Annotated in this window: 20 protein-coding genes and 1 tRNA gene; 17 read left to right on the forward strand and 4 right to left on the reverse strand. The window is 55.1% G+C overall.

All coding sequences use genetic code 11. The features are described 5' to 3' along the window. The first annotated feature begins 469 nt into the window (after positions 1-469). On the forward strand, positions 470-946 hold the full coding sequence (gene greA / locus DBV39_RS17945) for a transcription elongation factor GreA (RefSeq protein WP_108622757.1): 477 nt from the start codon (positions 470-472) through the stop codon (positions 944-946). A gap of 128 nt (positions 947-1,074) precedes the next feature. Here greA and DBV39_RS17950 read toward each other — a convergent pair whose 3' ends face one another. After that, the gene (locus DBV39_RS17950) at positions 1,075-1,638 is read right to left on the reverse strand and encodes a YhbY family RNA-binding protein (RefSeq protein ID WP_108623372.1); all 564 of its coding nucleotides are present in this window, start codon (positions 1,636-1,638) and stop codon (positions 1,075-1,077) included. A 16-nt stretch (positions 1,639-1,654) separates the two neighbouring features. Between DBV39_RS17950 and DBV39_RS17955 the strand changes: the two genes are divergently transcribed. The 5 genes from DBV39_RS17955 (at position 1,655) to DBV39_RS17975 (ending at position 7,484) form a co-directional block, all read left to right on the forward strand. Further along, a complete protein-coding gene (locus tag DBV39_RS17955) occupies positions 1,655-2,305 on the forward strand; it encodes an RlmE family RNA methyltransferase (protein WP_108622758.1) in 651 nt (216 codons plus the stop codon). A gap of 130 nt (positions 2,306-2,435) precedes the next feature. Next, complete coding sequence (ftsH, locus tag DBV39_RS17960; protein WP_108622759.1) at positions 2,436-4,331, forward strand: ATP-dependent zinc metalloprotease FtsH; 1,896 nt, start codon at positions 2,436-2,438, stop codon at positions 4,329-4,331. Positions 4,332-4,345: 14 nt separating this feature from the next. Further along, positions 4,346-5,197 (forward strand): dihydropteroate synthase, encoded by an 852-nt coding sequence (gene folP, locus DBV39_RS17965; RefSeq protein WP_108622760.1) that lies wholly within the window; start codon positions 4,346-4,348, stop codon positions 5,195-5,197. Next, a complete protein-coding gene (glmM, locus tag DBV39_RS17970) occupies positions 5,194-6,528 on the forward strand; it encodes a phosphoglucosamine mutase (RefSeq protein WP_108622762.1) in 1,335 nt (444 codons plus the stop codon). The genes folP and glmM overlap by 4 nt, the downstream gene beginning before the upstream one ends. Before the next feature lie 161 nt (positions 6,529-6,689). Beyond that, the gene (locus DBV39_RS17975; protein WP_108622763.1) at positions 6,690-7,484 is read left to right on the forward strand and encodes a GNAT family N-acetyltransferase; all 795 of its coding nucleotides are present in this window, start codon (positions 6,690-6,692) and stop codon (positions 7,482-7,484) included. 41 nt (positions 7,485-7,525) lie between these two features. On the opposite strand, the gene ppx is transcribed toward DBV39_RS17975, so the two are convergent. Further along, positions 7,526-9,013 (reverse strand): exopolyphosphatase, encoded by a 1,488-nt coding sequence (gene ppx / locus DBV39_RS17980; protein ID WP_108622765.1) that lies wholly within the window; start codon positions 9,011-9,013, stop codon positions 7,526-7,528. A 216-nt stretch (positions 9,014-9,229) separates the two neighbouring features. On the opposite strand from ppx, the gene ppk1 reads away from it, so the two are divergent. Next, on the forward strand, positions 9,230-11,299 hold the full coding sequence (gene ppk1, locus DBV39_RS17985) for a polyphosphate kinase 1 (protein ID WP_265416069.1): 2,070 nt from the start codon (positions 9,230-9,232) through the stop codon (positions 11,297-11,299). Between the two features lie 146 nt (positions 11,300-11,445). Further along, a tRNA-Pro gene (locus DBV39_RS17990) sits at positions 11,446-11,522 on the forward strand. A gap of 335 nt (positions 11,523-11,857) precedes the next feature. On the opposite strand, the gene DBV39_RS17995 is transcribed toward DBV39_RS17990, so the two are convergent. Beyond that, positions 11,858-12,913 (reverse strand): ABC transporter substrate-binding protein, encoded by a 1,056-nt coding sequence (locus tag DBV39_RS17995; protein ID WP_108622769.1) that lies wholly within the window; start codon positions 12,911-12,913, stop codon positions 11,858-11,860. A 260-nt stretch (positions 12,914-13,173) separates the two neighbouring features. Between DBV39_RS17995 and DBV39_RS18000 the strand changes: the two genes are divergently transcribed. From DBV39_RS18000 to DBV39_RS18040, 9 genes are all read left to right on the forward strand, one after another. Then, entirely contained in the window at positions 13,174-14,292 is a 1,119-nt protein-coding gene (locus DBV39_RS18000) for an ABC transporter ATP-binding protein (RefSeq protein WP_227870702.1), read from the forward strand. Between the two features lie 8 nt (positions 14,293-14,300). Further along, entirely contained in the window at positions 14,301-15,182 is an 882-nt protein-coding gene (locus tag DBV39_RS18005; RefSeq protein ID WP_108622773.1) for an ABC transporter permease, read from the forward strand. Next, positions 15,175-16,026, forward strand: coding sequence for an ABC transporter permease (locus DBV39_RS18010; RefSeq protein WP_108622774.1), 852 nt, complete (start codon positions 15,175-15,177; stop codon positions 16,024-16,026). Before DBV39_RS18005 ends, DBV39_RS18010 begins: the two co-directional genes overlap by 8 nt. 20 nt (positions 16,027-16,046) lie before the next feature. Next, positions 16,047-17,597 (forward strand): amidohydrolase family protein, encoded by a 1,551-nt coding sequence (locus DBV39_RS18015; protein WP_108622775.1) that lies wholly within the window; start codon positions 16,047-16,049, stop codon positions 17,595-17,597. Between the two features lie 86 nt (positions 17,598-17,683). Continuing rightward, a complete protein-coding gene (locus tag DBV39_RS18020; protein WP_108622776.1) occupies positions 17,684-18,607 on the forward strand; it encodes a polysaccharide deacetylase family protein in 924 nt (307 codons plus the stop codon). 119 nt (positions 18,608-18,726) lie between these two features. After that, entirely contained in the window at positions 18,727-19,413 is a 687-nt protein-coding gene (locus DBV39_RS18025; RefSeq protein ID WP_108622777.1) for a MarC family NAAT transporter, read from the forward strand. 187 nt (positions 19,414-19,600) lie between these two features. Next, positions 19,601-23,008 (forward strand): PAS domain-containing protein, encoded by a 3,408-nt coding sequence (locus DBV39_RS18030; protein WP_108622778.1) that lies wholly within the window; start codon positions 19,601-19,603, stop codon positions 23,006-23,008. Positions 23,009-23,301: 293 nt separating this feature from the next. Then, entirely contained in the window at positions 23,302-23,709 is a 408-nt protein-coding gene (locus DBV39_RS18035) for a YgiW/YdeI family stress tolerance OB fold protein (RefSeq protein ID WP_108622779.1), read from the forward strand. A gap of 137 nt (positions 23,710-23,846) precedes the next feature. Then, the gene (locus DBV39_RS18040; RefSeq protein ID WP_108622780.1) at positions 23,847-24,887 is read left to right on the forward strand and encodes a glycosyltransferase family 9 protein; all 1,041 of its coding nucleotides are present in this window, start codon (positions 23,847-23,849) and stop codon (positions 24,885-24,887) included. Positions 24,888-24,919: 32 nt separating this feature from the next. Here DBV39_RS18040 and DBV39_RS18045 read toward each other — a convergent pair whose 3' ends face one another. Further along, positions 24,920-25,789, reverse strand: coding sequence for a glycosyltransferase family 2 protein (locus DBV39_RS18045; RefSeq protein WP_108622781.1), 870 nt, complete (start codon positions 25,787-25,789; stop codon positions 24,920-24,922). Positions 25,790-25,981 lie beyond the last annotated feature (192 nt).

A 25,981-nucleotide genomic window follows, 5' to 3' on the forward strand; every position in this document is an offset into this window, starting at 1 on the left:
AGGAGGCTGGTCAGTGCGTGCTGTCGCATGGTGCGGCGCCCAGGCGGTGTTGATGCTTTGCGGCTAACGATGGACCTGGCGCTCCAGGCCTGTGGGCAGTCTCCATCTGAAACAGGTCTGCACAGATTTTTATACGGGTCATCCGAAATATTCATCTCGTCCACCAGCAGCGAGCGATGACTTGAAACCGGCAAGCCCTGAGTGTTTGACGCCGGAAACGGGTCGCCACTGGACGGACTTGCTATTTGTCGCAGTTTTGACCACAATAGAGTCACTCGATTGTCGTGTGCGATTCTACATACGCGAGATTTGATGCTGGACGACTGGCAGTTAAATGCACGTCAGGACCGGTTCACCGTTCGATTGCATTAATTGTCTGAAAGTTCAACTCAATTAGTTGGCCCCGGTTCATTTTGACGACCGGGGTTTTGTTTTGGATTTCAGGATTTGGTTTTTAGGATTTTTTGCCATGTCAGCCATACCTATTACCGCCAGCGGTGCGGAACGTTTGCGTGAAGAACTACATCGTTTGAAGCATGTGGAGCGTCCAGCCGTGATCGATGCGATCGCCGAGGCTCGGGCCCAGGGCGATCTGTCGGAGAACGCGGAATACGATGCGGCCCGGGAGCGTCAAGGCTTTGTGGAGGCGCGGATCAGTGAGCTCGAGGGGGCTTTATCCAATGCCCAGATCATCGAGCCATCGGAGCTCAATGCGGATGGAGCCGTTGTGTTTGGTGCTACGGTCGAAATCGAAGACCTTGATACCGAGGTCAGAGTGACCTATCAGATCGTGGGTGACCTTGAGGCTGATATTCGAAAGAACATGATTTCTGTCTCGAGTCCAGTTGCCAGGGCACTGATCGGTCGCAGGGCGGGTGACGTTGCAGAGGTTCAAACGCCTTCTGGAGTGAAAGAGTACGAGATCGTCGGCCTGAGCTATAAGTGATCAGTTCATCTGCGTTTCATGGGGATGCTTGAAAGTGAGCTCAGAGAGGAAATCTCTGAGCTCTGACGAATGTCATGAGGGCAACGCAAACGGAGCGAAGGCCTCGTCAGTGCTGGCAGTGAACTGTCTCAGCCCCTGCGTCTAGCGCCGGATCGAAGGCTTAGCGCACTTTTACGGATCGTCCTTGAGGCGGTCTTTTTTACGCTACGGCCGACACGACTAGTTGGCCGCGGGGTTCTTTCAGAAGAAAAAACCCGGACTTCTTCTGCTTCCTGCGTCTTGCGAGGACGTCTTCCGGCTGCTGTTTTTTTGAGAACAATGCCTTGTGCTGCCAGTTTCTTGGGTGTGTGCGGACCTTCTTTTTTGCGTTTCTCGGCCCTGGCCGGTTCACCTGCCTCTACTGCGTAGCGTTGCTGCGGTCCAACTCGGTATACGATTAGCGTTTTGCCAAGATGGTGAACGGCTTCACATGCGAGCTCGGCGCAGATCCTGGCAAGCATTTCTTCACGCTCGTCGCGTTCCTGACCGGACGCGCGAATCTTGATGAGCTCGTGTGCCTTTAGCGCGAGATCGATTTCCTTGAGAACGGGTAAGGTCAGTCCCTGATCGCCGATCAGGACAACAGGGCGAAGAGGGTGGGCAGCAGCACGGAGTTCTCGTCGTGCCCGGCTTGTTAGCGTGGTGATATTCATGGATGAATTGTAAGGGATGGCAAAGAAAAAGTTCTCAAAAGAATGGGTCATGCAGCATATCAATGATCCTTATGTCAAGATGGCGCAACAGAAAGGCTATCGGGCACGTGCTGCATTCAAGTTGCTTGAGATCCTGGATCAGGAAAAGCTGATGCGTCCGGGGGACCTGGTGGTGGATCTGGGTTCGACACCCGGCAGCTGGTCCCAGGTCGCACGCGAGCGCCTGTCAGGGAAGGGCGACCAGATTCGCGGCGCGATCATCGCACTGGATATTCTGCCGATGGAGCCTGTTCCGGGTGTGCAGTTCATTCAAGGTGATTTTCGCGAGGACGAGGTGCTTGAGCAGCTAGCCAGAGAAGTGGGTGAGCGACAGGTTGACCTTGTTATTTCCGATATGGCCCCCAACTTGACGGGGGTGGCCAGTGCAGACTCGGCAAGAATTCAGCATGTATGCGAACTGGCAGCTGATTTCGCTGTCTCACATTTGAAGTCCGATGGTGCGCTGATCATGAAAGCGTTTCATGGAAGCGGATTCTCTCAGACAGTCGAAGATCTCAAGCGTCGTTTCAAGCGTGTGGTCGAACGCAAGCCCAAGGCGTCCCGGGATAAATCGTCCGAGACGTTCATCGTGGCGAGAGGTTTGAAAGATGGTGTCGGTCCGGTTTAGTTGGGCCGACGAGATGGTTGATCGGCAATTAATCTTGCCAAAGCGGGTAGAATGAAGTATCAAAAAGTTAGACTTGAAAATTCCTGGCCATTTGGCGTCAGGCTGGGCGTGTTGAGCAGGAGATAGGAACGTGAACAATTCGTTCTCAAAAATAGCCGTGTGGATGGTGATAGCGCTTGTGCTTTTCACCGTCTTCAAGCAGTTCGATGGGCGCCCGGCAGCTCAGCAGACAGTGAGTTACACCCAGTTTATGCAGGATGCCCAGTCGGGCATGATCCGCAAGGTTGACGTTCAGGGAGATGTGCTGCATGTCACTCCCGAGAGCGGTGCGCCTTACACGATTACCTCTCCGGGTGACCTGTGGATGGTGTCGGATCTGATGAAAGCGGGCGTACAGGTTTCGGGTTCGGCGCGTGAAGAACCATCTTTACTGATGAGCATCTTTGTGTCCTGGTTCCCCATGTTGCTGCTGATTGCGGTGTGGATCTTTTTCATGCGGCAGATGCAGGGTGGCGGTAAAGGCGGTGCTTTCAGCTTCGGAAAGTCGCGTGCCCGCATGCTTGACGAAAGCACGAATTCGATCACTTTTGCTGACGTGGCCGGTTGCGATGAGGCCAAGGAAGACGTCCAGGAACTGGTTGATTTCTTGCGCGATCCGACCAAATTCCAGAAGCTCGGTGGCCACATTCCGCGTGGTGTGCTGATGGTTGGCTCTCCGGGTACGGGTAAGACGCTGCTGGCTAAAGCCATCGCTGGCGAGGCAAAGGTGCCGTTCTTTAGTATCTCGGGTTCAGATTTTGTCGAGATGTTTGTTGGCGTGGGTGCTGCTCGCGTACGCGACATGTTCGAAAACGCCAAGAAGCACGCGCCTTGCATCATTTTTATTGACGAAATCGATGCGGTGGGTCGTCAGCGTGGAGCCGGACTCGGTGGCGGTAACGATGAGCGTGAACAGACACTGAACCAGATGCTGGTCGAGATGGACGGCTTCGAATCAGGTCAGGGCGTGATTGTGATCGCTGCAACCAACCGTCCCGATGTGCTTGACCCTGCTTTGTTGCGTCCAGGTCGTTTTGACCGTCAGGTGGTGGTGCCGCTGCCAGATATCCGTGGTCGCGAGCAAATTCTCAAGGTTCATATGCGCAAGGTTCCGATCGCTCAGAACGTGGAAGCGATGGTGCTCGCGCGAGGAACACCCGGTTTCTCGGGTGCCGATCTGGCAAACCTGGTCAATGAGGCAGCGTTGTTTGCTGCCCGTCGAAGCGGTCGTCTGGTTGATATGTCGGACTTCGAACGCGCCAAAGACAAGATCATCATGGGCGCTGAACGTCGCTCGATCGTTATGCCTGAAGAGGAGCGTCGTAACACTGCCTACCACGAGTCGGGGCATGCCATTGTTGCGCATCTGATGCCCAAGACAGATCCGGTACACAAGGTCACCATTATTCCTCGCGGACGGGCGTTAGGCGTGACTATGCAATTGCCTGAATCGGATCGTTACAGCATGGACAAGATCCGTCTGCTCTCCATGATCGCAGTGCTTTTTGGTGGCAGGATTGCAGAAGAAATCTTCATGAACCAGATGACAACTGGTGCATCGAACGACTTTGAGCGTGCGACGGCAATCGCCCGTGACATTGTGACTCGATACGGTATGACCGAAGAGCTCGGTCCAATGGTGTATGCCGAGAATGAAGGAGAAGTCTTTCTGGGTCGCAGCGTGACCAAGACGACTCACGTTTCTGAGGCAACCATGCAAAAAGTGGATGCTGAGATTCGCCGGATTATTGACGAACAGTACAACGTGGCCCGTCGGATTCTCGAAGAGAATCGCGAAAAGGTGGAAGCGATGGCCAAGGCGTTGCTCGAATGGGAAACCATTGACTCCGACCAGATCGGCGACATCATGGAAGGCCGTCCTCCGAGACCGCCCAAAGAGCCGGCTCAGACCGTGGACTCATCCAGCAATGTGCCTCCACCGGCTCCCAAGCCTTCAAGCGGTGAGAATCCTGCCGAGGCTGTCTGACCGGAACACACTGCATGAGTCGTATTGTCTGGCGATGTGGCCGCTTCGATCTTGAACTGGATCGGGTGGTCGTGATGGGGGTGCTCAATGTCACCCCCGATTCTTTTTCTGATGGTGGACAGCACGGTGCTGTCGAGGCAGCCATTGAGCATGCGCTCAATTTGATCGAGCAGGGTGCGGACATCATCGACATCGGCGGTGAGTCGACCCGACCCGGTGCGCAACCCGTATCGGTCGAGCAAGAGCTTGCTCGCGTACTCCCCGTTGTGGAGGCTCTGCGAGATTCGAACATTCCCATTTCAGTTGACACCTGCAAGCCGGCGGTCATGCGCGCGGTGCTCGAAGCAGGCGCAGACATCATTAACGACATTTCCGGCTTCAGGCAAGCGTCTGCGCGGGAGATCGTTGCAGCTCATCCCCGGTGTGGCGTGTGCGTGATGCACATGCAGGGCGAGCCTCGTACTATGCAACAATCACCACATTACGATGATGTGACCCGGGATGTGGTTCGTTCCTTGCAGGATTCTGCACGTGCGCTGGAGTCGCTCGGCATTGCAAGTGATCGCATTTCACTGGATCCAGGGTTTGGGTTCGGAAAATCAGTCGCGCACAATTACGACCTGATGCGAGATCTGGAACAACTGGTGGATCTGGGGTATCCGGTGTTGATCGGGGTGTCGAGAAAGTCCATGATTGGGGCAGTGACGGGGCGTCCGGTCGATCAGCGACTGGCGGGTAGCCTGGCTGCTGCGCTTGCTGCAGTTGCCAGAGGTGCGCAGATTATCCGGGTGCACGACGTGCAACAGACGATTGATGCGATCAGGGTATGGGAAGCGATTGAGAAGGGTATCGGGGAAACGAGATGAGTCGAAAGTATTTTGGGACGGACGGGGTGCGAGGCACAGTTGGCAGCGACGTGATCAATCCGCAGTTTGCGCTTCGCCTGGGTTACGCGGCGGGAAAGGTGCTTTGTCGTTCTTACAAGGGCGAAGGCAGACCAGCGGTACTGATCGGCAAGGACACCCGAATAAGCGGGTACATGCTTGAATCCTCCCTGGAGGCCGGGTTTGCCTCGGCGGGCGTCGATGTGTTGCTTGCTGGCCCGATTCCCACGCCAGCTGTCGCCTACCTGACTCGCGCATGGCGCTTGTCCGCAGGTGTCGTGATCAGTGCATCGCATAATCCCTACCAGGACAATGGCATCAAGTTCTTTTCTTCAAAAGGAACCAAACTGCCAGATTCATTCGAACTCAGTATCGAGGCTGCGCTTGAGGAGCCGATGCAGTGCGTATCGTCCGATAAGCTGGGACGGGCACGCCGTATTCCTGATGCATCCGGACGGTATATCGAGTTTTGTAAAGGTACTTTTGGGTCCGATCTTGATTTGAATGGACTCAAGCTGGTTGTGGATGCTGCTCATGGAGCCGCCTACCATATTGCCCCACACGTATTCGAAGAGCTGGGTGCATCCGTGCATGCCATCGGAGTCGAACCGGATGGATTCAATATCAATCGCGATGTTGGTGCCATGCACCCGGAAAGGCTGGTAAAGGAAGTACGAGAAAAAGGGGCCCACTACGGTATTGCGCTTGATGGCGATGCAGACCGGGTTCAGATGGTGGACGCTTCCGGCCGTGTATATAACGGCGACGAACTGCTCTTTGCAATGGTCAGAGAGCGGGCCATGCGACAGCCGGTGGCGGGTGTGGTTGGCACACTCATGAGCAACCTCGGTCTGGAACTTTCCCTTAAAACCATGGACATCCCGTTTGAGCGTGCGGCCGTTGGCGATCGCTATGTGATGGAGAAGCTTGGCGAGCGTGGTTGGTTGTACGGTGGAGAAAGTTCTGGTCACCTGCTGTGTCTGGATGCGCACTCCACTGGCGATGGAATCATTGCCAGTTTGCAGGTGCTTGCAGCGTTATGCCGCTATCAGTCAGATCTGTCGGACTGGGTATCTGATCTCACCATGTTGCCCCAGGTTTTGATCAATGTTCCGATTCAGCCAGGGCTGGACTGGAAGTCCCACGCAGGCTTGAGGCAGGCAACGGCTGATGTAGAACAGCGTCTCGGTGCTAATGGAAGAGTGCTGATCAGGGCCTCGGGTACGGAGCCCAAGTTGCGTCTGATGGTCGAAGCCGTTGATGATGGAATGGCCCATCGCTGTGCGCGGGAACTCGCGGACAGTCTGGCGTAACCTTTTGTCTGTTTGCTGACATCGCGTTGGCGGACGGGTATTTCTCCCGGATGTTGCACAAGCCGTATCAGGCAGTTGACTGTCATGGAGATGTAACGGCTTTGTAAAGAGGGTGACACGAGCATCGTCCACACTTCGTTCATTGAACGAGTGAGGACCGTATGCTTGAACTTGTAAACAGTCGTGCCAGCATCTTTACCCTGCCTTCTGCAGCGCAACGCAAACGCCACGGAGGGGAGCGGCCTGGTGATCTGGTGGTAGGTCTGGCCCAGTCTGACCGTGAGCTCGATGCGATCGGACGGTTGAGATATAACGTCTTTTCTTCAGAGTATGGGGCGTCGTTGAATCAATCCGGTCTCGACAGGGACACGTTTGACGTGTGGTGCGACCATTTGATGGTGAAGGACTTGTTATCAGATGAGGTTGTGGGGACGTACCGGATCTTGACGCCCCATCAAGCCAAACGTGCGGGTGGTTACTACAGCGAGCAGGAGTTTGACCTGTCTGGACTTGGCATCGTAAAGGGCCACCTAGTCGAGTTCGGCCGTGCCTGCATCCATGAGCAGTATCGAAATGGCGCGGTGTTGATGATGCTCTGGTCCGGGCTGGCGGAAATTCTGAAACAGGGACGTTACGAGCACGTTTTTGGGTGTGCGAGCGTGAGTTTGCGAGATGACGGTGTCAGTGCTGCACAAGTCTGGCGCAGTGTTCGTGAACATCTTGGTGGTGCAGATGAAGAACCGGTGGTTGTGCCCCATCATCGCTATCCGGTGGAGCAGATTGATGACGACTTGCCGGGTGTTATTCCTGCTCTGCTGAGCGGCTATCTGAAACTGGGTGCGCGGGTGTGTGGTCAGCCTGCCTGGGATCCTGATTTCAATACAGCAGACTTTCCAATGCTGCTATCAGTCAGCCAGATGGGTGTGCGCTATCGCAAGCACTTCGGATTCGAGTGACGCGCTTTGCCACGGGAATGTGGGGCGCCAGGGTGTGGTGGTCAAACCGGAATCAGTTGAAACTGAAATCCAACTTTATCCCATTCGTCCTCCTCGCCGTGCAGAGAATAATCTGTCAAGGGGTGCTCATCCAGCCAGGTCTTGTCGACTTTGGTGACAATGGATGTGTTGCTGACGCTCACGGATAAGGCGAGTCGGTTCAACTCTTCGCGCCTACGGCACAAAAGCACGGCCAGGCGCAGTGCGAGGATGGCGACCCATTGGTCGCGGGTCCGGACCTGAGGTTGAACCTTCGAGAGTTTGCCGGTATGAGCCATCACAAGCATGGCCAGCAGACCCTGATCGACCCTGGAAAATCCTGGCATGTCCGCATTGGTCAGAATGTAGGCGCCATGCTTGTGGTAACCCGCCTGGGCGATGGACATTCCTGCCTCATGCAGATCACAAGCCCAGCTCAGACAGTGGCGCAGCTCACTTTGCGCGGGCAGATCAGGGAACAGACTGTCGAACAGGCTCAGGGCTGTTTGTTTCACCCTTGCAGCTTGTCGACTATCAACGTGATACCGCTTCATGAACACTTTGACAGTTTCGTCACGACGGTCATGGAGACCTTCGCGTCCAGCCAGATCGACGAGTACGCCGAGCCTGAGGGCTCCGTCACCCGTCTTCATGTCATCGATACCGAGCTCTTCAAAGAACGCACTCATGATGGCCAGGCCACCTGGGAGCACGTCCGAGCGTTCAAGCTTGATGCCAGGCAGTTCCTGCGCAATGACCTTACCTGCCTTGACCAGCTTTTGTCGCAGTTTGGCGAGTCCATCGCGCGTGATGCCATCTGTGGACATGCCACCTTCTGTCAGGATTGCAAACAGTGCTTTGGCGGTACCGGAGGACCCAAAACTCTGCTGCCAGCCAAGCTTTCGGTATGGCTTGGTGATGACCTCTATTTCTCGACGTGCAGCCGTGATCGCCATACGCATGGTCTGATCATCAATATAACCATCCGGAAAGAAACGTCGACTGTAGCTGACGCAACCCATGTAGAGTGAAGTCATCAGCAGGGGTTCGTCATGCTTGCCAATAACCACTTCGGTAGATCCCCCGCCAATGTCAATCACCAGTCTGCGATGGTCGGAAAGGGGGAGCGTGTGACTCACGCCTGCATAGATCAGTCGCGCTTCCTCGCGCCCCGCAATGACCTCGATCGGAAATCCGAGTGCGGCTTCTGCGCGCGGGAGAAACTCAGGTGTGTTGCGGGCGACCCTGAAAGTGTTGGTGGCAACCGCACGCACTCTGTCTGGATGAAAGCTGCGCAGTCGTTCACCAAATCGTTCGAGGACGGCAACTGCCCGTTGAATGGCGTCTTCGCTCAGAATCTTGTTCTGGTCGAGACCGGCTGCCAGACGCACCGTCTCCTTCATGCGGTCGATCTGGTAAATCTGTCGAACCCCGTGCTCTTCGTGCACGCGCCCGATTGATAGCCTGAAACTGTTGGAACCAATATCTACGGCGGCCAGAAGGTGTTCCATAAGAACCCCGGTATTCAAGATGAGCCGATTATAGATGCATCAGATGACGTCCTGCTGGCGCACTTGGTGAGAATCAGGCAGAGGTGGCTTGAACACCGCATGCTGACTGTCCATGTCGCAGGATTTCGGGTAAAAGGAATGTAATTGAATGATGGTTTTAATATGGTCTCAAACTCCCGCAAAACAGCCTCCCAGCAAGCCCGCAAGATGGCGCAGATGCCAGTGACTTCAGTCGAGTTCCTCAATCGCGAACTCTCGTTGCTTCAGTTCAACGAGCGGGTGCTGGCCATGGCACATGATCCGGGCACCCCCTTGCTGGAGCGATTGCGTTACCTGTGTATCGTGGGCTCCAATCTGGATGAGTTCTTTGAGATTCGAGTCTCGAGCCTCAAGGAGCAGATGCGATTGCACCCCACGATGAGGGGGCCCGACGGGTTGACTGCCGGGCAGGCGTTCGATCTGGTTCAGAAAGATGTGCACTCGCTGGTTGCGCGTCTGTACGGGCTTTTCAACGAAGAAGTTTTGCCGAATCTCAGAAAGGAAGGGGTTTATCTTCACCACGCTCACGAGTGGGATGAAACCCAGCGGGAGTGGGCGCACGATCTGTTTGTGCGAGACATGATGCCACTGCTCACGCCAATCGGACTCGACCCGGCTCATCCGTTTCCTCGGGTCTATAACAAAAGCCTGAACTTCCTTGTGCCGTTGTCTGGTGAAGATGCTTTTGGCCGCAAGGCGAGCGTTGCGGTCGTGCAAGCCCCTCGGGCATTGCCCAGGGTGGTGAGAATGCCGCCTGAGATCTCCGGATTGCCTCACGGTTTTATTTTGTTGACATCGTTGATCCGGGCGTTTGCGGGTGAGTTGTTTCCTGGTATGACTTCCCGGGGTGTCTATCAATGGCGGGTCACCCGTAACAGTGATCTGTTTGTCGATGAAGAAGAAGTGACCAATCTGCGACTTGCCCTTCAGGGCGAGCTTTCGCAGAGAAACTTTGGCTCTGCCGTCAGACTCGAGATCGACCAAGGTACACCTCCCGAGATTGAGGGACTGTTGCACGAAGAATTTGGCTTGAAGCAGGAAGATACCTATCGCGTGTCAGGCCCGGCAAACTTTGCGCGTCTGATGCAGATTTGTCAGGAGGTTGATCGACCTGATTTGCTTTTTCCCGATAGTCGCGGGGCCATTCCCAAGGCATTTTCAGGACTCACGGTCCGGGACGGCGCGATCTTTGATTTGTTGACCAGGGGTGATCAACTTTTGCACCACCCGTATCAGTCGTTCCGGCCAGTGATTGATTTGCTGACAGCCGCCGCGCGTGATCCGAATGTCGTCGCGATCAAGCAGACGATCTATCGGACGGGTGAGGACTCAGAGTTGATGCAGCTTTTGATCGCAGCAGCCAGGGCCGGCAAAGAGGTCACGGTCATTGTGGAGTTGATGGCCCGGTTTGACGAACAGACTAATATCAACTGGGCGGCGCGTCTGGAGGAGGTCGGTGCGCATGTGTCATATGGTGTTGTCGGGCACAAGACACATGCCAAGATGTTGCTGGTGCTGCGAAGAGAGAAGGGTGGCATCAAGCGGTATGGCCATCTTGGAACGGGTAACTATCATTCGAGGACAGCTCGGCTGTATACCGATTTTGGACTGATGACTGCGAATCCCGCCATGTGTGAAGACATGGACAAGGTGTTTGCCCAGTTGACAGGTCTCGGGGCGCGACGCGAGCTGAGTCTTCTGCTTCAGTCGCCGTTCAACATGCACGGATCGATTGTGGATATGATTCGCGCCGAAGCTGATGCCGCCAGGGCCGGAAAGCGTGCGTCCATCAAGGCCAAGATGAACTCTTTGCTCGAACCTCAGGTCATCTCCGAGCTTTATCGTGCCAGTCAGGCAGGTGTAAAGATTGACCTTATTGTGCGGGGCGCATGTGCCTTGCGCTCCGGGGTTCCCGGTCTGTCCGAGAACATTCGGGTGCGATCGATCATTGGAAGGTTTCTGGAGCACTCCAGAGTGTTTTATTTCTACGCGGGAGGTAAGGAGCGCGTCTACCTTTCCTCTGCAGACTGGATGGACCGAAACTTCTTCAGACGAGTCGAACTGGCATTTCCAGTCCTCAACCCTGCTTTGAAGAAGCGCGTGATCAACGAGGCCTTCACGCTAGCCTTGCGTGACAACGTTCGCGCCTGGGTGCAGCAAAGTGATGGAACTTACAGCAAGGTACGAAGTCGGCGTGAACCGCACGTGATGCAGGACCAGCTCGTGACCTTGTTGCAGGATAAATAAGCCGGTCAGGTTCTTGTGAAGTCATGTGGTGATTGTTGGATTTTGGCGACATAGTTGGAGGCTGTCGTGCATAATTCAAGGTGATACGGGATTAGTGACGCGCTCTGTCGGGCAAGTTTTCTGTTTTCTGCTATGATTCACGTCTTCGGGGCGTAGCGCAGCCTGGTAGCGCATCTGCTTTGGGAGCAGAGGGTCGTGAGTTCGAATCCCACCGCCCCGACCAAATAATTCAAAGGGTTACAGTATAGAAGCTGTAGCCCTTTGTGCTTTCAGGGGTGTATGGAGGCAAAGCAGGGGCAAACTAGGATTTTTTCTGACCCTCAAACTGACGGCGCGTCTCTTCGCAGTAAACGGGATGACCACTCAATGTAGTCAGTGACACCACTTTCACCTGCACTGAGTCAGGTTTAACTTCATTTCCGTCTGGAATTATCGTGTTTAATCACCTAAGCGACGCTCGTCGATTCCAACGGCGCGTCGAAGTAGAGAAGAAGGCTGGACAGGGTTCCCGCGTGCTCGTCCAGATGCATGCAGGAACCCTCACCTACAATTTCCTGTTCAGTTACTGATCTCTCGGTTGAACCGCTGAATATACTCGGCTCGTCTAGGGTTCAATGTTTCCCAGTCAACACCGTTCATGTTCTCGACATCCTCCATGCTGGTGGCGTACATCTCGAGCTCAGGGCTAAATGTGGCTTTGGTGCTGGTGGGAACGAGCATGTATGGTGCGGCCGCCATCTGATTCTGAACTGCCGGGCTAATCGCTTCATTGATGTAGGCCGCAGCGAGATCCACATTTCTCGAGTTTTTCGGAATATGCATGGTGCTCTTGATGTGAACCCATCCTGTATCGGGTTTTGCTAGGGCAACCGGAACGCCTTTGCTTTGTAGGTCACCAACGTTATTGTTGTAGTGGATCGAGATGTCAATTTCGTCCTGCTGAAACAAACTGGCGAGTGCGCCAGGGTTGGCGGCCACCGCACCGACGTTGGGTAGAAGCCGCTTCACAAACTCGAATGCTGGCTCCATGTTTGATTCGCTTCCACCGTTTAGTCTCGCCATTTCGACCATCCAGGCTGTCATCAATGTGGATCCCATCCCAGCCAGGCCGACACGCCCCTTGTACTCGGGTTTGAGAAGATCGTTCCAGGAGGTGGGTGGCTCTTTGAGTTTCTCTGTGTTGTAGGCAATGCCGATGATCTGTCCAGACACAAACACACCGGTGCCTCGTGGGTCGATGAATTTCTCTGGAATGTCGTTGAGATTTGGGAGCTTGTCAGTCGGGATTGTCGCGAAGATGTCGTGTTCCAGTGCGGCAAGATAAGGACCTTCATCCAGAATGATGACGTCATATGGCGGATTATTACGGGCAGCAACAAGCTTTGAAACGGTATCGACCGCCAACGACGCGACCAGGTTGGTGGAACCACCGGTCGCTTTGGTATAGGCGGGAACGAGAATGCTCCTGTGCGCAGTTTCCCAGGCACCCGGGAACGTTGTCGCAGAAATTGTTGCCGGCTGTGCGAAAGCGAATTTACCGGGTAGTCCTATCGATACGATCCCTGCCGATGAAAGCTTCAGAAAATCTCGTCGATTAAATGTATTTCGGTTCATGAACGACTCCGTTTAAAGAATTGAGTTGGAGTGACTGGCTGCACTCGTCACGTGTGTTTCATGCAAAAGTCGTGCCAACTCCACCCGCTGACATTGATTCCGGATTGAACATGTCTACCTTGGCTTTATGTGGTGGCCGATTCTGACTGTGGGTCGCCACATCCTCGGATCCGAGACAGGACCGGTAAATAGCGGGAAGGTGGCACACCATTTGCTTTGGACTGATCTGTGAGTTCTCAGAACATGAAATGGAATCCCGGATGTCTAAACTAGGCCAACAGTCTTTGAGCGGTGTCTCGGTCGAACTTGAAAGCGTGCTGCACCGCTATGGTGAGTCGATTGCTGTGGATCGCGTTGATTTGCAAATCAACCCTGGAGAGCTGGTCGCTCTGCTTGGGCCGAGCGGTTGCGGCAAGACGACTCTTCTGAGAATTGTTGCTGGTCTGATTACGCAGACAGGTGGCACCGTCAGGATCGGTGGACAGCAAGTTGACAGGCTTGCACCAAACGAGCGAGGTGCGGGCATTGTGTTTCAGAGCTATGCACTATTTCCGCACATGACCGTTGAAAAGAACGTTGGCTATGGGCTACGAGCCAGAGGAGCTTCGGAGCGCGAGGTCAATCAAACGGTGCATGAAATGCTCGAAATGGTGCAAATGGATGCTTATGCTCGGCGCTACCCAAGAGAGCTGTCAGGCGGTCAGCAACAGCGGGTGGCGCTTGCACGCACACTTGCAGTGCATCCTCGTGTGCTACTGCTGGATGAGCCATTTGCGGCGTTAGACAAAAATCTGCGTCTCGACATGCAAATCGAAATTCGTCGAATCCAGCGAGAACTGGGTATCACCACCTTGATCGTGACGCATGATCAGGATGAGGCTATGTCGATGGCTGACAGGATCGCGGTCATGAATGCCGGGGTACTTGAACAATTTGATTCGCCGGAGGCTGTCTACGACCGGCCAGCGACCCGGTTTGTGGCGGGCTTTGTTGGCACCGCCAACATGATTGAGGGTCTGCTTGTTCCACGCGCCGACGGGATGTACGAGTTTCAGGAAAGTGAAGGACAAGCCCGGCTGGCCATTCGTCACCCTGGCCCCTGCTCGCGTCCAGGGTCAGTGTTGTTTGCTGCACGGCCGGAACATCTGGCGATCGAGCCCGTTGAAGCGGGCGGTGTCTACCGCGTGGATGGTCTGATGGCCAGGGTCGAGATGGTTTTGCCACTTGGACCCTCTCTGGTGTATGAACTGTCCAGACAGGACGCGCCCGGTATCAAGGTCGTTGTTCCCCGTACACATGGCGTTCCAAGAATCGCGGTTGGCGACCAGGTCGTCGCACGGGTTCGAGACGGTTCTCCCGTTAGTGTCTTCGCCGATTGAGGGACATCATGGCTACCTTATCCACTGATACTGATCGACCAGCACATGCAATACGTCTGGATGCACCGGTTTCATTCATTATCCCACTCGCTCTTTTTTTTGTGGTTTTCGTGATTGCCCCGTTTGTATTGCTGACTTTTGTCAGCCTTCACAATGACAATTCGCTGGATGTAATGGGAATCGGTCAGTACATCGCTTTCTTTAGCGATGGTTTCAACCTCTCTGTTCTCGGCAATACGCTTCTGCTCGGCTTGAAGGTCACTTTGCTGACGATCCTGATCGGTTACCCGCTTGCCTACGCCTATGTCAGCGCTCCCCGACGTTTTCAGGGGTTGTTGATGTTGATGATCTTGTTGCCGCTGCTCACGAGTTCGGTGGTCAGGACGTTTGCATGGGTCGTGATTCTTGGTCGTCAGGGGATCATTAACACGTCTCTCATGGACCTGGGGATTATTACGGAACCACTACGACTGCTCTACACACCGGGTGCAGTGACCGTGGCACTGGCGCAGATCGAGCTTCCCCTAATGGTGCTCCCGCTGATCACTGCTTTGATGAGTGTCGATTCCAACCTACGGCAAGCCTCACTGGCGCTAGGGGCAGGGCACTGGAGAACCTTCATGCAGGTCACTATTCCGCTATCTGTGCCAGGCTTGCTGGCAGGTAGTCTGCTGGTGTTCGCATCCTCGGTCAGTGCATTTGTCACCCAGACGCTGGTGGGCGGTGGGCAACAGATATTTATGCCGTTCTATATCTATCAGCAGGCGATTCAGGCGAATCAATATCCATTTGCTGCTGCCATTGCCGTGGTGCTGCTGATCTCCGTGATGGCGATTGTCGTTCTGGTCAATTCATTTGGTCGTCGTAGCAAGGGGTTCGTTAATGGTTGACATTACAAGCACACAATCCAGAGTTGCCACAGGTTCATGGGTATCTTGCTTTGAGCGGCATTCGTTTGTGTGGGTATTTGGCATACTGGCGGTATTTTCGCTCGTCTTATTGCTGGCGCCCACTGTCGTGGTCATCGTGGCATCTTTCACGAGTTCGTACTCTCTCCGATTCCCACCTCCCGGATATTCCACGCGCTGGTATGAGGCGCTGTGGACGCAATCTCCTGAGATCCTGAATGCGATTGTGCTATCCCTGAAGGTGGCTTCCATCTCAACTGGTATATCGATCGTTCTTGCTGTTGCAGCCACGTTGGCCCTAGCGCGTCGCCGCGAGCAGTGGGCCAGAGCGGTGGAAGCCATGTTTCTCTCTCCGCTGATGCTTCCAACGCTCGCGCTTGGTCTTGCACTACTGATGCTGTTCAATCTGGCCGGATTCGGGCTGTCATTCTGGACACTTATCATCGGTCACGTCGCTATTACCGCACCGTATATTGTGAGAACAACTTCGGCGAGTCTGGTCCAGTTGGACAAATCGCTCCTTGAGAGCGCGCGTAGTCTTGGCGCGAGCAGCGGCTTCACATTCCGGACCGTGACTTTGCCGTTGATCCTGCCTGGGATTGCCGCCGGCGCGTTCATCGCATTCATGTACTCGTTTGACAACGTAGCGGTCTCGCTGTTTCTCTCGGACGCTCGCAGCGAGGTTCTCCCGATTCGTATGTGGCACATCATTGAGTCAAACCTGGATGTGCGCGCAGCGGCCGTTTCCGGTGTCCTGATCGGTGCCACGGTGGTCCTAATGTTGGTGATGGAGCGTCTGATCGGCGTTTCACGCCATATTCGATGAGAGTTTCTGGAGAGTGACATATGACGAAATCAAACCGGACAACCCTGCTGCGAGGCGCGAGAGTGCTGCAGGGAAAAGGGCTTGTTGATGAGGGGGGGCGGCACGATGTGCTGATTCGTGGTGACCGGATTGAAAGCATTGTTCCAGCCGGTTCTTCCGTGATGGCAGACGAGGTGGTGGATTTGGAGGGACATATCCTTTGCCCTGGGCTTATCAATGGTCATCAGCATTCGCATGAGCATTTTCAGCGTGGTCGCTCAGAAAACCTGCCGCTGGAACTCTGGATGAATCTGGTGAGAACCCGTACACCGGTTACGTTGACTCCACAGCAGATCTATCTGCGCACGATGATCGGTGCGATCGAGTCGATCCGCAGTGGATGTACGACGCTGGTTGACGATCTCGCCGTGGGGCCAGCGCTGGACGAGGAAAGACTCGATGCGGTGCTTCAAGCATACGAAGATTCAGGGGTGCGTGCCCTGGTAGGCTTCTCCATGATGGACAAGCCGGTCGTCGACAGTTTTCCGTTCGTGGAGGATGCCTTTGATGCAGAACTCCTGAGCGAACTGCGTTCGGCCCGACGCCCTGCAAGTGATGACTATCTCGATCTCATCACACGTCGGGTCAAGGCTGGCCATCATCCAAAGGAGTCAAGAGTTGCGTTGTTGCTGGCACCATCAGCGCCACAACGTTGTTCGCAGGACTTTCTGCTTCGAATTCGCCAGATGGCCGATGAATACGATCTTCCCGTGATCACACACGTCCAGGAAACCCGACTTCAAGTCGTGACAGGCGAGTTGCTATACGGTATGCCCATGGTGGAGTATCTGGCAAGCATTGGGTTTCTGAAGCCTTCGACCAGCCTCATACATGCCGTCTGGCTGAATCCGCGAGAGATCGATCTGCTTGCCGAGCATGGCGCGACAGCACAGCATAACCCCTGGAGCAACTTGCTGCTTGGCTCCGGAATACAGCCTGTCCGTGAGCTGCTGAAGGCTGGCGTCAATGTCAGTCTTGGTTCGGATGGTTCATGTTCGACCGTGACCTCAAACATGCTCAATGTTCTGGGCACTGCAGCAGGGATATCCAAGTTGCGAGGACACGATCCTGGTCGATGGCTTTCGGCCCGGGAAGCACTTGTTGCAGCCACTCAGGGAGGGGCCAAAGCATTGGGATTTGGTGATTCGCTTGGTGTGATTGAACCCGGTGCTCGGGCAGATCTGTTCGCTTGTAGGATTGACACGATTGCATTCACACCGCTCTCTAACCCGATCAGGCAGCTCGTCTACGCTGAGCGGGGAGCGGGTGTTGCGTTCTCGATGGTTGATGGCCGCATCGTCATGCATGCCGGTCGTCTGGCACAGATCAATGAGGCAAAGATTCTTTCCGAGATTGAGCGAGAGTATCAGCTGCTTGTGAGCCAGTTTGATCAAGCAGAGCACGAAATGCGGCCCGTTCTCAATGCGGTCGAGAAGATATACAAGCGCTCGCTAAGATGCACGATTGGGCCGGATACGTTCCCGGCGAGAGTCGATACAACAGATGACTCGCGTTATCTGGGTCTTGAATGAGCATGCGTCGATGTCAAGCTTCAACGTGAAGCCCGGACTCTCTAAAGTGACGCGTGCTCTTAGGGTCCTGTGGGTTGGAGGACATAATGGATCGTCGTAACTTTCTCGGGTATGCCGGGAGTCGGCCACAGATCCTGTGGTCAGGTCAAAGCAAGATTGCCGTGAACTTCGTGGTCAACCTGGAGGAAGGTGCGGAGTTGAGCCTTGCCGATGGTGATTCTGCCAACGAGCCCGGACATGAAGTGCAAAGCAAGATTGTCGATCATCCGGATTTGTGTCGGGAGTCCAGCTTCGAGTTTGGCAGCCGGGTTGGATACTGGCGGGTGATGCAGGAGTTTGAACGCCGGTCTGTCAGGGCAACACTGAATGTCTGTGGTCGATTTGCGCAACGTTGTCCCGAGATCTTGCGCGACGCAGTGGGGCGCGGGCATGACTTGTGCGGTCATGGCTGGCTATGGAAGTCACCTGCCGGCATGGATCAGGCGAGCGAGCGTGACTGGATGGTGGCAACGTTGAACGCAATCGAGAGCGCCTGTGGGGCTCGGCCGCTGGGCTGGCATTGCAAATCAAGTGCCACGCCCAGAACTGTCGATCTGACGCGTGAGCTAGGACTGCTCTACAGTAGTGACGCGTACAACGATGAACTACCGTACTCGGTTCGGACTCAATCGGGCCCGCTACTGATTGTTCCCTACCAGTTCGATACCAACGACATGCGGTTCTTTGGCGAGGCACCGGCTTTTGTACGAGCGCAGGATTTTTCAGGGTACGTGATCGATTCACTGGCGCGACTCAAGTACGAAGCGCAGCACTATGGCCGGTCCTCCATGATCACGATTGGTCTGCATACTCGGATTATTGGTCGATCTGCCCGGATTCAAGCTTTGACACAGATTCTGGATTATCTGGCGGATGAGTCGGTGTTCTGGCTCGCAACCCGCAGCGACATTGCCAGGCGATGGCAGAGTGCGTTTCCTCCCGGTCACTCGCCAGGGCATGAGGGTGCGTGAGCGATTCTGAACGCCCCATCCACGCTGATCTGCAGTGATCCCTGTTCAGCTGCCGTTATCTCCGTAAAATGGGTGGGTCCAAATTTGATTTAGAAGGGATCGCCATGGAATCGATAGGGATGTTTTCCCATTTGATCGTCCTGGGTCTGGTGATGATGCTGCCGTTGTCCAACCCGCTGACATCCATGTCCTTGCTGCTGGCTCTGGGCAAGGACCTCTCGCACTTCGAGCGTGCACGGCAGGTTCGCCAGGCAGCGATATATGTTGTCGCGATCATGTTGGTGACCTATTACGCCGGGACATTCATTCTCTCTGCGTTTTCGATCTCACTGCCTGGAATGCGAATTGCGGGTGGTCTGATTGTTGCCTATATCGGGTTCCGGATGCTCTTTCCCTCAGTGTCTGTTGCCGAGATTCCAGAAGCGAATAGCGCAATGGATTCAGTTGAAGGCAAGACAGTTCCCAATCTGGCTTTTGTGCCTCTGGCAATGCCAGGAACTGCGGGACCCGGCACGATGGCCATGATCATGAGCGCGGCCTCGAAGGTTCACTCGGTCGAGTCGATTTACCCCGGGTGGATGTTGATGGTCGTACCCATCATCATTGCGCTGCTACTGGGGCTGCTTTTCTATGTATGTCTGGGTTCTGCTGACCGGATTGTGGCGCTGATTGGTCAGGACGGCGTGGAAGCAATCTCACGAATTATGGGATTTCTGCTCGTCTGCATGGCCGTGCAGTTCGTCATTGACGGTGTGATTGCAGTGATCCATGACCCTCACGGATTCGCACAAGCCAAAGGGGCTTAGCCATCACTCGTCGAGATAATGCCGGTGTTTTGTGTTTGCATTAACGTATACTTATGTAAAGGCTACGTATTCACTAGTTGATGACAGACACGCGCTTCTTGCTGCAGAGAGCATTCAGTTGTAATCAGGCCGACACGGTACGTTCACACGCATCGGCTGTCAGCCAGCTATCTCACGCCTGAGGCAAATGAACAAACTCGAGACGCAACGACAGAAGCTTGCCCTCTATCCAGTCTTGGTGGCGGCCGTGCTCCTGATTCTGCTGATCGCGTACTGGGCGCATCTGTTTGCGTCCTACGACACGATGCGCAGTCAGGTTCGACATGACACGCTGCGCCTTGCCAGTCAGACAGCGCACGCTCTGTCCTTGCAGGCCAACACACTATTTCGCAAGCTGGATTATTTCTCGCTTCAACTCACCGAAGCGTGGCTGTCGGATAATCCGGCATTCTTTGACCGGTCTGTTCGGGTTGCCATGCGAACGCTGCCTCAGGATGCGCTCGTTCAGATTGCTGTTGCTGATGCGCAAGGTGAAGTGGTCTATTCGCAACTAACGGATGGTCCGGTCCAACTTGACCGCCAGCGTCCGGTGAACATTGCAGACCGAGAGCATTTTCAGGTTCACCTGGGTGGCGATGAAAGCACCTTTTACATTAGCGAACCGATACTGGGGCGCATCTCGAATACCTGGACAGTCCAGTTCACCCGTGGCTTATGGAAGGATGGCGTGTTTGGCGGCGTGCTGGTCCTGGCTGTTTCGGCCAGCCACCTTTCAGCCGCACTGGCGTCCACGTTCCCGGATGAGGATGATGTTGCGCTGATCGTGCGTAGCGACGGTACCTATATCGCCAGGTCGCGTGAGCTTGAGGGCGTGTTCGGAACACGATTACCACCGGATAGACCTTTCCTGACGGATCCCGAATCCCGGGAAGGTGCGTATGAAGTGGTGGCCGCTGTCGATGGCGTTAAACGTCTGTACGCCTGGTGGCGTGGTCAGGATTATCCGTTTGTACTGGCCGTCGGTTACGGAACTGACAAGTCACTGGATGTGACTGAGCAGGCGATCAGCGAGAGTATCGAACAAAATGCAATTGGCAGCGCAACACTCGTTCTGGCGATCGGGATTGTGTTGTGGATGTGGATTCAGCGAAGTCGTCAGACGGCGAGCCTGAAGGAAGCAGAGTTGCGGCTCAAACTCGCTTTGTCAGGGGGACGGCTTGCAGCCTGGGACTGGCAGGTCACGGACGACGAACTCACTGTCGATGGTGCCTGGGCGGTGATGTTCGGGTTTGATAATGCATCCAGAGTGAAGTCCTCCAGGGACTGGATGGACCGTCTGCATCCGGAGGACAGGAGCAGGGCTGTCGCCTCACTGCATTTTAGTCTGGCGGATCCGGCCGGGTTGTATGACGCCGAATATCGTGTCATCGGGGACGACGGATCGACCGTCTGGATCTCTGACCGGGGCGAGGTGGTTGAACGGGATGAGCAAGGCAGTCCTGTCCGGATGGTGGGTGTCAAACAGGACATTACCCAGCGCAAGAATGCCCAGCAAGCCGAAGAGTCGATCCGTCATCAACTCAGTAAACTGGTGGCGGAAATACCGGGGGCGGTCATCCAGTTCAGGCGCGACCCGCAGGGTCAGTTCAGCTTTCCGTTTGCCAGTCCCGCTATCAGGCAAATCTATGGTGTCTCGCCTGATCAGGTGGTCATGACGGCTGATGAGGTTTTCAAGGCCATCCATCCTCTGGACGTGGCACGTGTCAGGGACTCCATCGAAGAATCGGCCAGGACGCTTTATGAATGGCACACCGAATACCGGGTGGTGCGGCCAGATGGACAGGTGCGATGGATCTCGGGACATTCGAGACCGGAGCGACTCGAAGACGGGTCGGTGATCTGGCACGGCTATCTCCAGGACGTCACAACAGATCGGGAAGTGGCAGAAGCACTCAAAGCCAACGAAGCGCATTTGCGATTTACGCTGCAAGCGGTGCATGACGGTTTGTGGTCCTACGATCATGATGCGGATGTGGCGACCTGGGATGAGCGGATCCGGGAGTTGCTTGGTCATGTGGGAGCCCGCTGGCAGCAACCAGCACTTGACGATCTATTGACGATTATTCATCCGCAGGATGTAGAGAGACTGTCCAGAGAAGCGGTGGAACTGTTCTCCAGGCATAGTCATGATGTGATCTGGATGGATTTCAGATTGCAGACACTCGATCAGCGCTGGCTCTGGGTGCAGGCCAGGGGGCGGGTCGTCGAGTGGAACGATGATGGTTCACCCCGCAAGACTGTCGGCATATTGAGCGATATCTCCGAGCGCGTCGCCGGGGAGCAGTTGCGTCAGGCGCTCCTGAATCGAAGCCCTGCCGCAATCGCACTTATAAATCACCGCCGTGAAGTGATTGAGACCAACGAGCAGTTCAAGGCGTTGTTTCTCCCGCAAGAAGTGAGCATTACCGGGCTTGATTTGCGTTCGCTGCATATTGACGACGATCATGAGCGCATGATGGCACAGGCTTACGTACAACTGGGCGAAAGCAAAGCCTTGCGGATGGATTTTCCGTTGCGTGATGTCGAGGGAACCATCCGCTGGTTCGACATGCACGGCGTCTTGCAGGATACGTCAGATCCACATAGTCCGATCATCTGGACCATGACCGACATTACGGCACGCCATGCTGCCGATCAGGCGTTGAGTACAGAGCGACAGCGTCTCAGAATGCTGTTGCAACGGTTTCCTGGCGGGGTGTTGATCGAGGATGCGGACGAGCGCATCGTGTTTGCGAATGAGCGCTGGTGTGATCTGATGGGCTTGAGCATTTCTCCTCAAAGTATGGTCGGTCTTTCGCACGAAGGGCTTGAGGATCTGATCGGGTCTGATCGGGCTCAGTGGCATCACGAGAGTCTTCGTGTTGCACGACGGGGCGAGAACAACACCATCGAGGTCAACGATGGCAATGGCAGTTTTATGGAGCTGGAGCATCTGGAAATTGCCAAGGACGAGCAACACACGAATCTCGGAACCGTGTGGTTCGTCTGGGACATCACCGAACGTAAGCAGCACGAGAACAGGCTTAACCAGTTGGCAATGACCGATCCGCTGACCGGACTGGCCAATCGCCGCAGTTTCATGCAAGCACTGACTCGCCATGTGCAGACCCTTGGCAAGGATGGACATGCCAGCCGCGGGGTGATTCTGATGCTTGATATCGATCATTTCAAGAAAGTCAACGATACTTACGGGCATGCGGACGGAGACCAGGTGCTCAAGCACCTCGCCTCGACGTTCAAAGCGCAGATCCGGGCGCATGATCTGGCTGGCAGGCTAGGGGGCGAGGAATTCGCGATCTTGCTTACGGCGGTTGACGAGGCAGACGGCAGGCTGGTTGCCGAGCGGATCCGTCAAGCGGTTCAGGTTTCACAAGTGGTGACAAGCAATGCAGTTATTCGCATCACGATTAGTATCGGACTGGCTGTTGTGACTGCTGAGAGTCCGGACGAGTTGTTAAAGCGTGCCGACAAGGCGCTCTACAAGGCCAAGCAGTTGGGCCGTAACCGTGTATGCGACTGGGAAAGCGAGGTCTGACTGGGCATGAGTTCGCTGATGTGTTCTGCAAATAGCGAAATCAATCCTGACATCCATCCCGACCTCCCGGAGAATTTGCATGGAACTCGCGTCCCGATGTCTTCTCTAAAAGTTACCTGACTACTACCCTGGCGTCGCCTCGCTTGCCTGTCTTTGGACGAGATCACGGTACGTGGCATGCCAGGCTAAACACTGTGTGACCGAACAGGCAAAGAGAGCAGGTTTAGCGCACCAGATGCGAGTGGTCAGACTCTCTGGTATCTGTTCGATTGATTGATTTTAAGGAGAATTCCATGAAGCGAATATCATTCCGAACCGTCCTGACCGGTAGTGCAGCAGCGACGATCATCGCCTTCAGTTCAGGCGTCATGGCGCAGTACCAGGGCCCCAGTGCATCAGAGAGTCGCGCCGCAAGCCGCTCTCCCGCCGCCCAGGAGACGGTCCGCACCGTCCAGTGGGTTAAAGACACCGGGCGCGATGATCAGAAGGTACTTTTGCGGGGGCGTGTGGTCAATCGTATCGGGGACGATAACTACACCTTTGCTGACGAATCTGGTGAGTTACGGGTGGAGATCGATGATGATGTCTTTGGCGCTCAGTCGGTAGACGAGAACACTCTGGTCGAAATATGGGGCGAAATCGATTTTGATGACGGGCGTCTGAAAGAAATCGAGGTCAAGTCCTTGCGCGTACTCCGTTAGCAAGGATGATCAATGCTGACATGCCCTGTCGCCGTACAAGTCTGTGCGCTGTGCAAGCCCCGGAAGTTCGCTATGATCAGACTTGACGATAGCAGGTTGTCTTTATTTAAAGAGCACTGGATGAGAAAAATTTGCCGATGAAACGGGTGCTGGTGGTTCGCAATGACAAGATTGGCGACTTCATGCTTGCCTGGCCAGCCATGGCCTTGCTTGCGCAGTCAGGGCAGTGCGAGATATCAGTGCTGGTTCCCGAGTACACGGCTGATTTGGCCAGAATGTGCCCCTGGGTATCACACGTTGTGATTGATCCTGGGCCTAAAGCGCCTTTGGCCAGGCAGCAGGAAATGGTCGATGCGCTCAAGGCGCTGAATCTGGATGCTGCCATTGCACTGTTTTCGAACTGGCGCAATGGTGTCACGCTCAGACATGCCCAGATCCCGTATCGTCTGGCGCCTGCGACCAAGCTGGCACAGTTTCTCTACACGCATCGTCTGGTTCAGCGTCGTTCGCGCTCGCTCAAACCAGAGTGGGAGTACAACCTGGAGCTGGCCACCAGATTTTTGCAGGATCACGAGTTGCCGCTCAGATCGCTTCGTCCCCCGTATATGAAGGTGGCGTTTGATGAGCGCAGCGCAGCCCGTCAGCAGATTGCCGATCAGCTGGGGTTCTCCATGCAGGATCGATGGATGGTCGTGCATGCAGGTTCTGGAGGTTCGGCCGTCAATCTGTCCATAGCCCAGTATGAGGTACTGGTTGCTGAAATCTCGTTCAAGCTGCCTGGCTGGCAGATTCTTCTGTCTGCCGGACCGCAAGAGCAGGCGGCCGTTGGCGGTCTGAACAGCGCTTTGCTTGCCCGCCACGTCCCCGTATCCGTGCTGCCTTCGGATCAGGGGCTCAGAGGGCTGGTGCTGGCTTTGTCCAACGCCGACTGTTTTATATCTGGATCCACAGGCCCACTACATATTGCCGGTGCGCTCGATGTGCCGACAGTGGGTTTTTTCCCTGCGCGTCGTTCAGGAACGGCACTGCGCTGGCAGCCACTCAACTCCCGGGGACGTCATTTTTCGGTTCAGGCGGAACAGGACAAAGGCCCTGACTCGTTCGCCGGTCTGGATATGCCGTCTGTTGCGCAGAACATCGTTCAGTGGCTCAGCGCCGTTCCTGCTTCACCGAAATGACTACTGACAGAGCGTTCGGACGGTTCAGCCTGTCAGTGCGGTTTGCCTGGCTTTGCCGAGCCTGGTTTCTCTGAGTCTGGTTGTTGGCAAATCCATAAATCGGCGTATTTTGCGAATGTGGAATGCGAAGAGAGTAGCGCCAGGAGCAGTCCTTGCCTGCCGTCCAGGAAGCCAGCCTTGAAGACGTACATTTTCAGGAAACATCCGAGCGCATGGATCACGCCCTGTCCCAGGCTCGCCTTCTTGCCATGCGATGCCCGCTGTTGCGCCCACAGGCTGGCATACTGTGCAGACTTGACCAGATAGTGCTGCAGATCCCGGTAGGTATAGTGCAGCAGGTTTCCATCCAGTTTGATGATGGTCGCATTCGCTGGTTTCATAACATGCTCATGCACAGTGTCATCCGAATATTGTGTAGCGTCAGTCTGGTAGAGTCGCACCACCCAGTCCGGGTGCCACCCGCTATGCCGGATGAACCGTCCGAACACCCAGGAAAGCCGGTTGACACTGAACAGGCGCGGGCCAGATGGACTCGTCTGGTTTGTGTCGGAATCATTCGTGCTGTGTTCATGGATGACTTGGCGGATAGATGCAGCAAGCGCCGGAGTGACGCGCTCATCTGCGTCAATCCAGAACACCCACTTCGCCTGGATATGTTCCTGCGCGGTCCGGCGCTGCAGACCAAACCCCCGCCAGGCGTTGTGCTCAAAAAACCGAACCTTCGGGAAACGATGGGCGATCTCGGCTGTGTTGTCCTCGCTACCCGAATCCACAATCACGATCTCGTCGGCAAGATCCTGGCAGCTCTCCAGGCAGGCAGCCAGATTGGAGGCTTCGTTCCTGACGATCATGGCGATCGCAAGTAAGGGTTGTTGTGTGTGGCGGGTGGGTTCGCTGTTCATGTGCGCATTTTAATGGGCACATGGCCATGACGCTCTGCTTCGCGTGACCCGTGACGTGTTCTTTTCGTATCAGTTTTGCTTGATGGAAAGATTACCAGAGTGGGTGGACGCGCCTGATGCGGCTGGCGACACGAACCGGAAGGGGGCTCATTGCTTTCGTTGTCATGCAAATGTCACAAGAATTCAAGCGGA

Source organism: Orrella marina, from assembly GCF_003058465.1.
GTDB classification, from domain to species: Bacteria; Pseudomonadota; Gammaproteobacteria; order Burkholderiales; family Burkholderiaceae_B; genus Algicoccus; species Algicoccus marinus.

Excerpts from the sequence above, each read along its gene's own strand:
- DBV39_RS18005 (WP_108622773.1), top strand. The coding sequence starts at position 14,301 with ATGGCTACCTTATCCACTGATACTGATCGACCAGCACATGCAATACGT.
- DBV39_RS17975 (WP_108622763.1), top strand. The coding sequence starts at position 6,690 with ATGCTTGAACTTGTAAACAGTCGTGCCAGCATCTTTACCCTGCCTTCT.
- DBV39_RS18000 (WP_227870702.1), top strand. The coding sequence starts at position 13,174 with ATGTCTAAACTAGGCCAACAGTCTTTGAGCGGTGTCTCGGTCGAACTT.
- DBV39_RS18035 (WP_108622779.1), top strand. The coding sequence starts at position 23,302 with ATGAAGCGAATATCATTCCGAACCGTCCTGACCGGTAGTGCAGCAGCG.
- DBV39_RS17950 (WP_108623372.1), bottom strand. The coding sequence starts at position 1,638 with ATGAATATCACCACGCTAACAAGCCGGGCACGACGAGAACTCCGTGCT.
- DBV39_RS18040 (WP_108622780.1), top strand. The coding sequence starts at position 23,847 with ATGAAACGGGTGCTGGTGGTTCGCAATGACAAGATTGGCGACTTCATG.
- DBV39_RS18020 (WP_108622776.1), top strand. The coding sequence starts at position 17,684 with ATGGATCGTCGTAACTTTCTCGGGTATGCCGGGAGTCGGCCACAGATC.
- DBV39_RS17995 (WP_108622769.1), bottom strand. The coding sequence starts at position 12,913 with ATGAACCGAAATACATTTAATCGACGAGATTTTCTGAAGCTTTCATCG.
- folP (WP_108622760.1), top strand. The coding sequence starts at position 4,346 with ATGAGTCGTATTGTCTGGCGATGTGGCCGCTTCGATCTTGAACTGGAT.
- ppk1 (WP_265416069.1), top strand. The coding sequence starts at position 9,230 with ATGCCAGTGACTTCAGTCGAGTTCCTCAATCGCGAACTCTCGTTGCTT.
- DBV39_RS18015 (WP_108622775.1), top strand. The coding sequence starts at position 16,047 with ATGACGAAATCAAACCGGACAACCCTGCTGCGAGGCGCGAGAGTGCTG.
- glmM (WP_108622762.1), top strand. The coding sequence starts at position 5,194 with ATGAGTCGAAAGTATTTTGGGACGGACGGGGTGCGAGGCACAGTTGGC.
- DBV39_RS18030 (WP_108622778.1), top strand. The coding sequence starts at position 19,601 with ATGAACAAACTCGAGACGCAACGACAGAAGCTTGCCCTCTATCCAGTC.
- DBV39_RS18045 (WP_108622781.1), bottom strand. The coding sequence starts at position 25,789 with ATGAACAGCGAACCCACCCGCCACACACAACAACCCTTACTTGCGATC.
- DBV39_RS17955 (WP_108622758.1), top strand. The coding sequence starts at position 1,655 with ATGGCAAAGAAAAAGTTCTCAAAAGAATGGGTCATGCAGCATATCAAT.
- ppx (WP_108622765.1), bottom strand. The coding sequence starts at position 9,013 with ATGGAACACCTTCTGGCCGCCGTAGATATTGGTTCCAACAGTTTCAGG.
- DBV39_RS18010 (WP_108622774.1), top strand. The coding sequence starts at position 15,175 with ATGGTTGACATTACAAGCACACAATCCAGAGTTGCCACAGGTTCATGG.
- greA (WP_108622757.1), top strand. The coding sequence starts at position 470 with ATGTCAGCCATACCTATTACCGCCAGCGGTGCGGAACGTTTGCGTGAA.
- DBV39_RS18025 (WP_108622777.1), top strand. The coding sequence starts at position 18,727 with ATGTTTTCCCATTTGATCGTCCTGGGTCTGGTGATGATGCTGCCGTTG.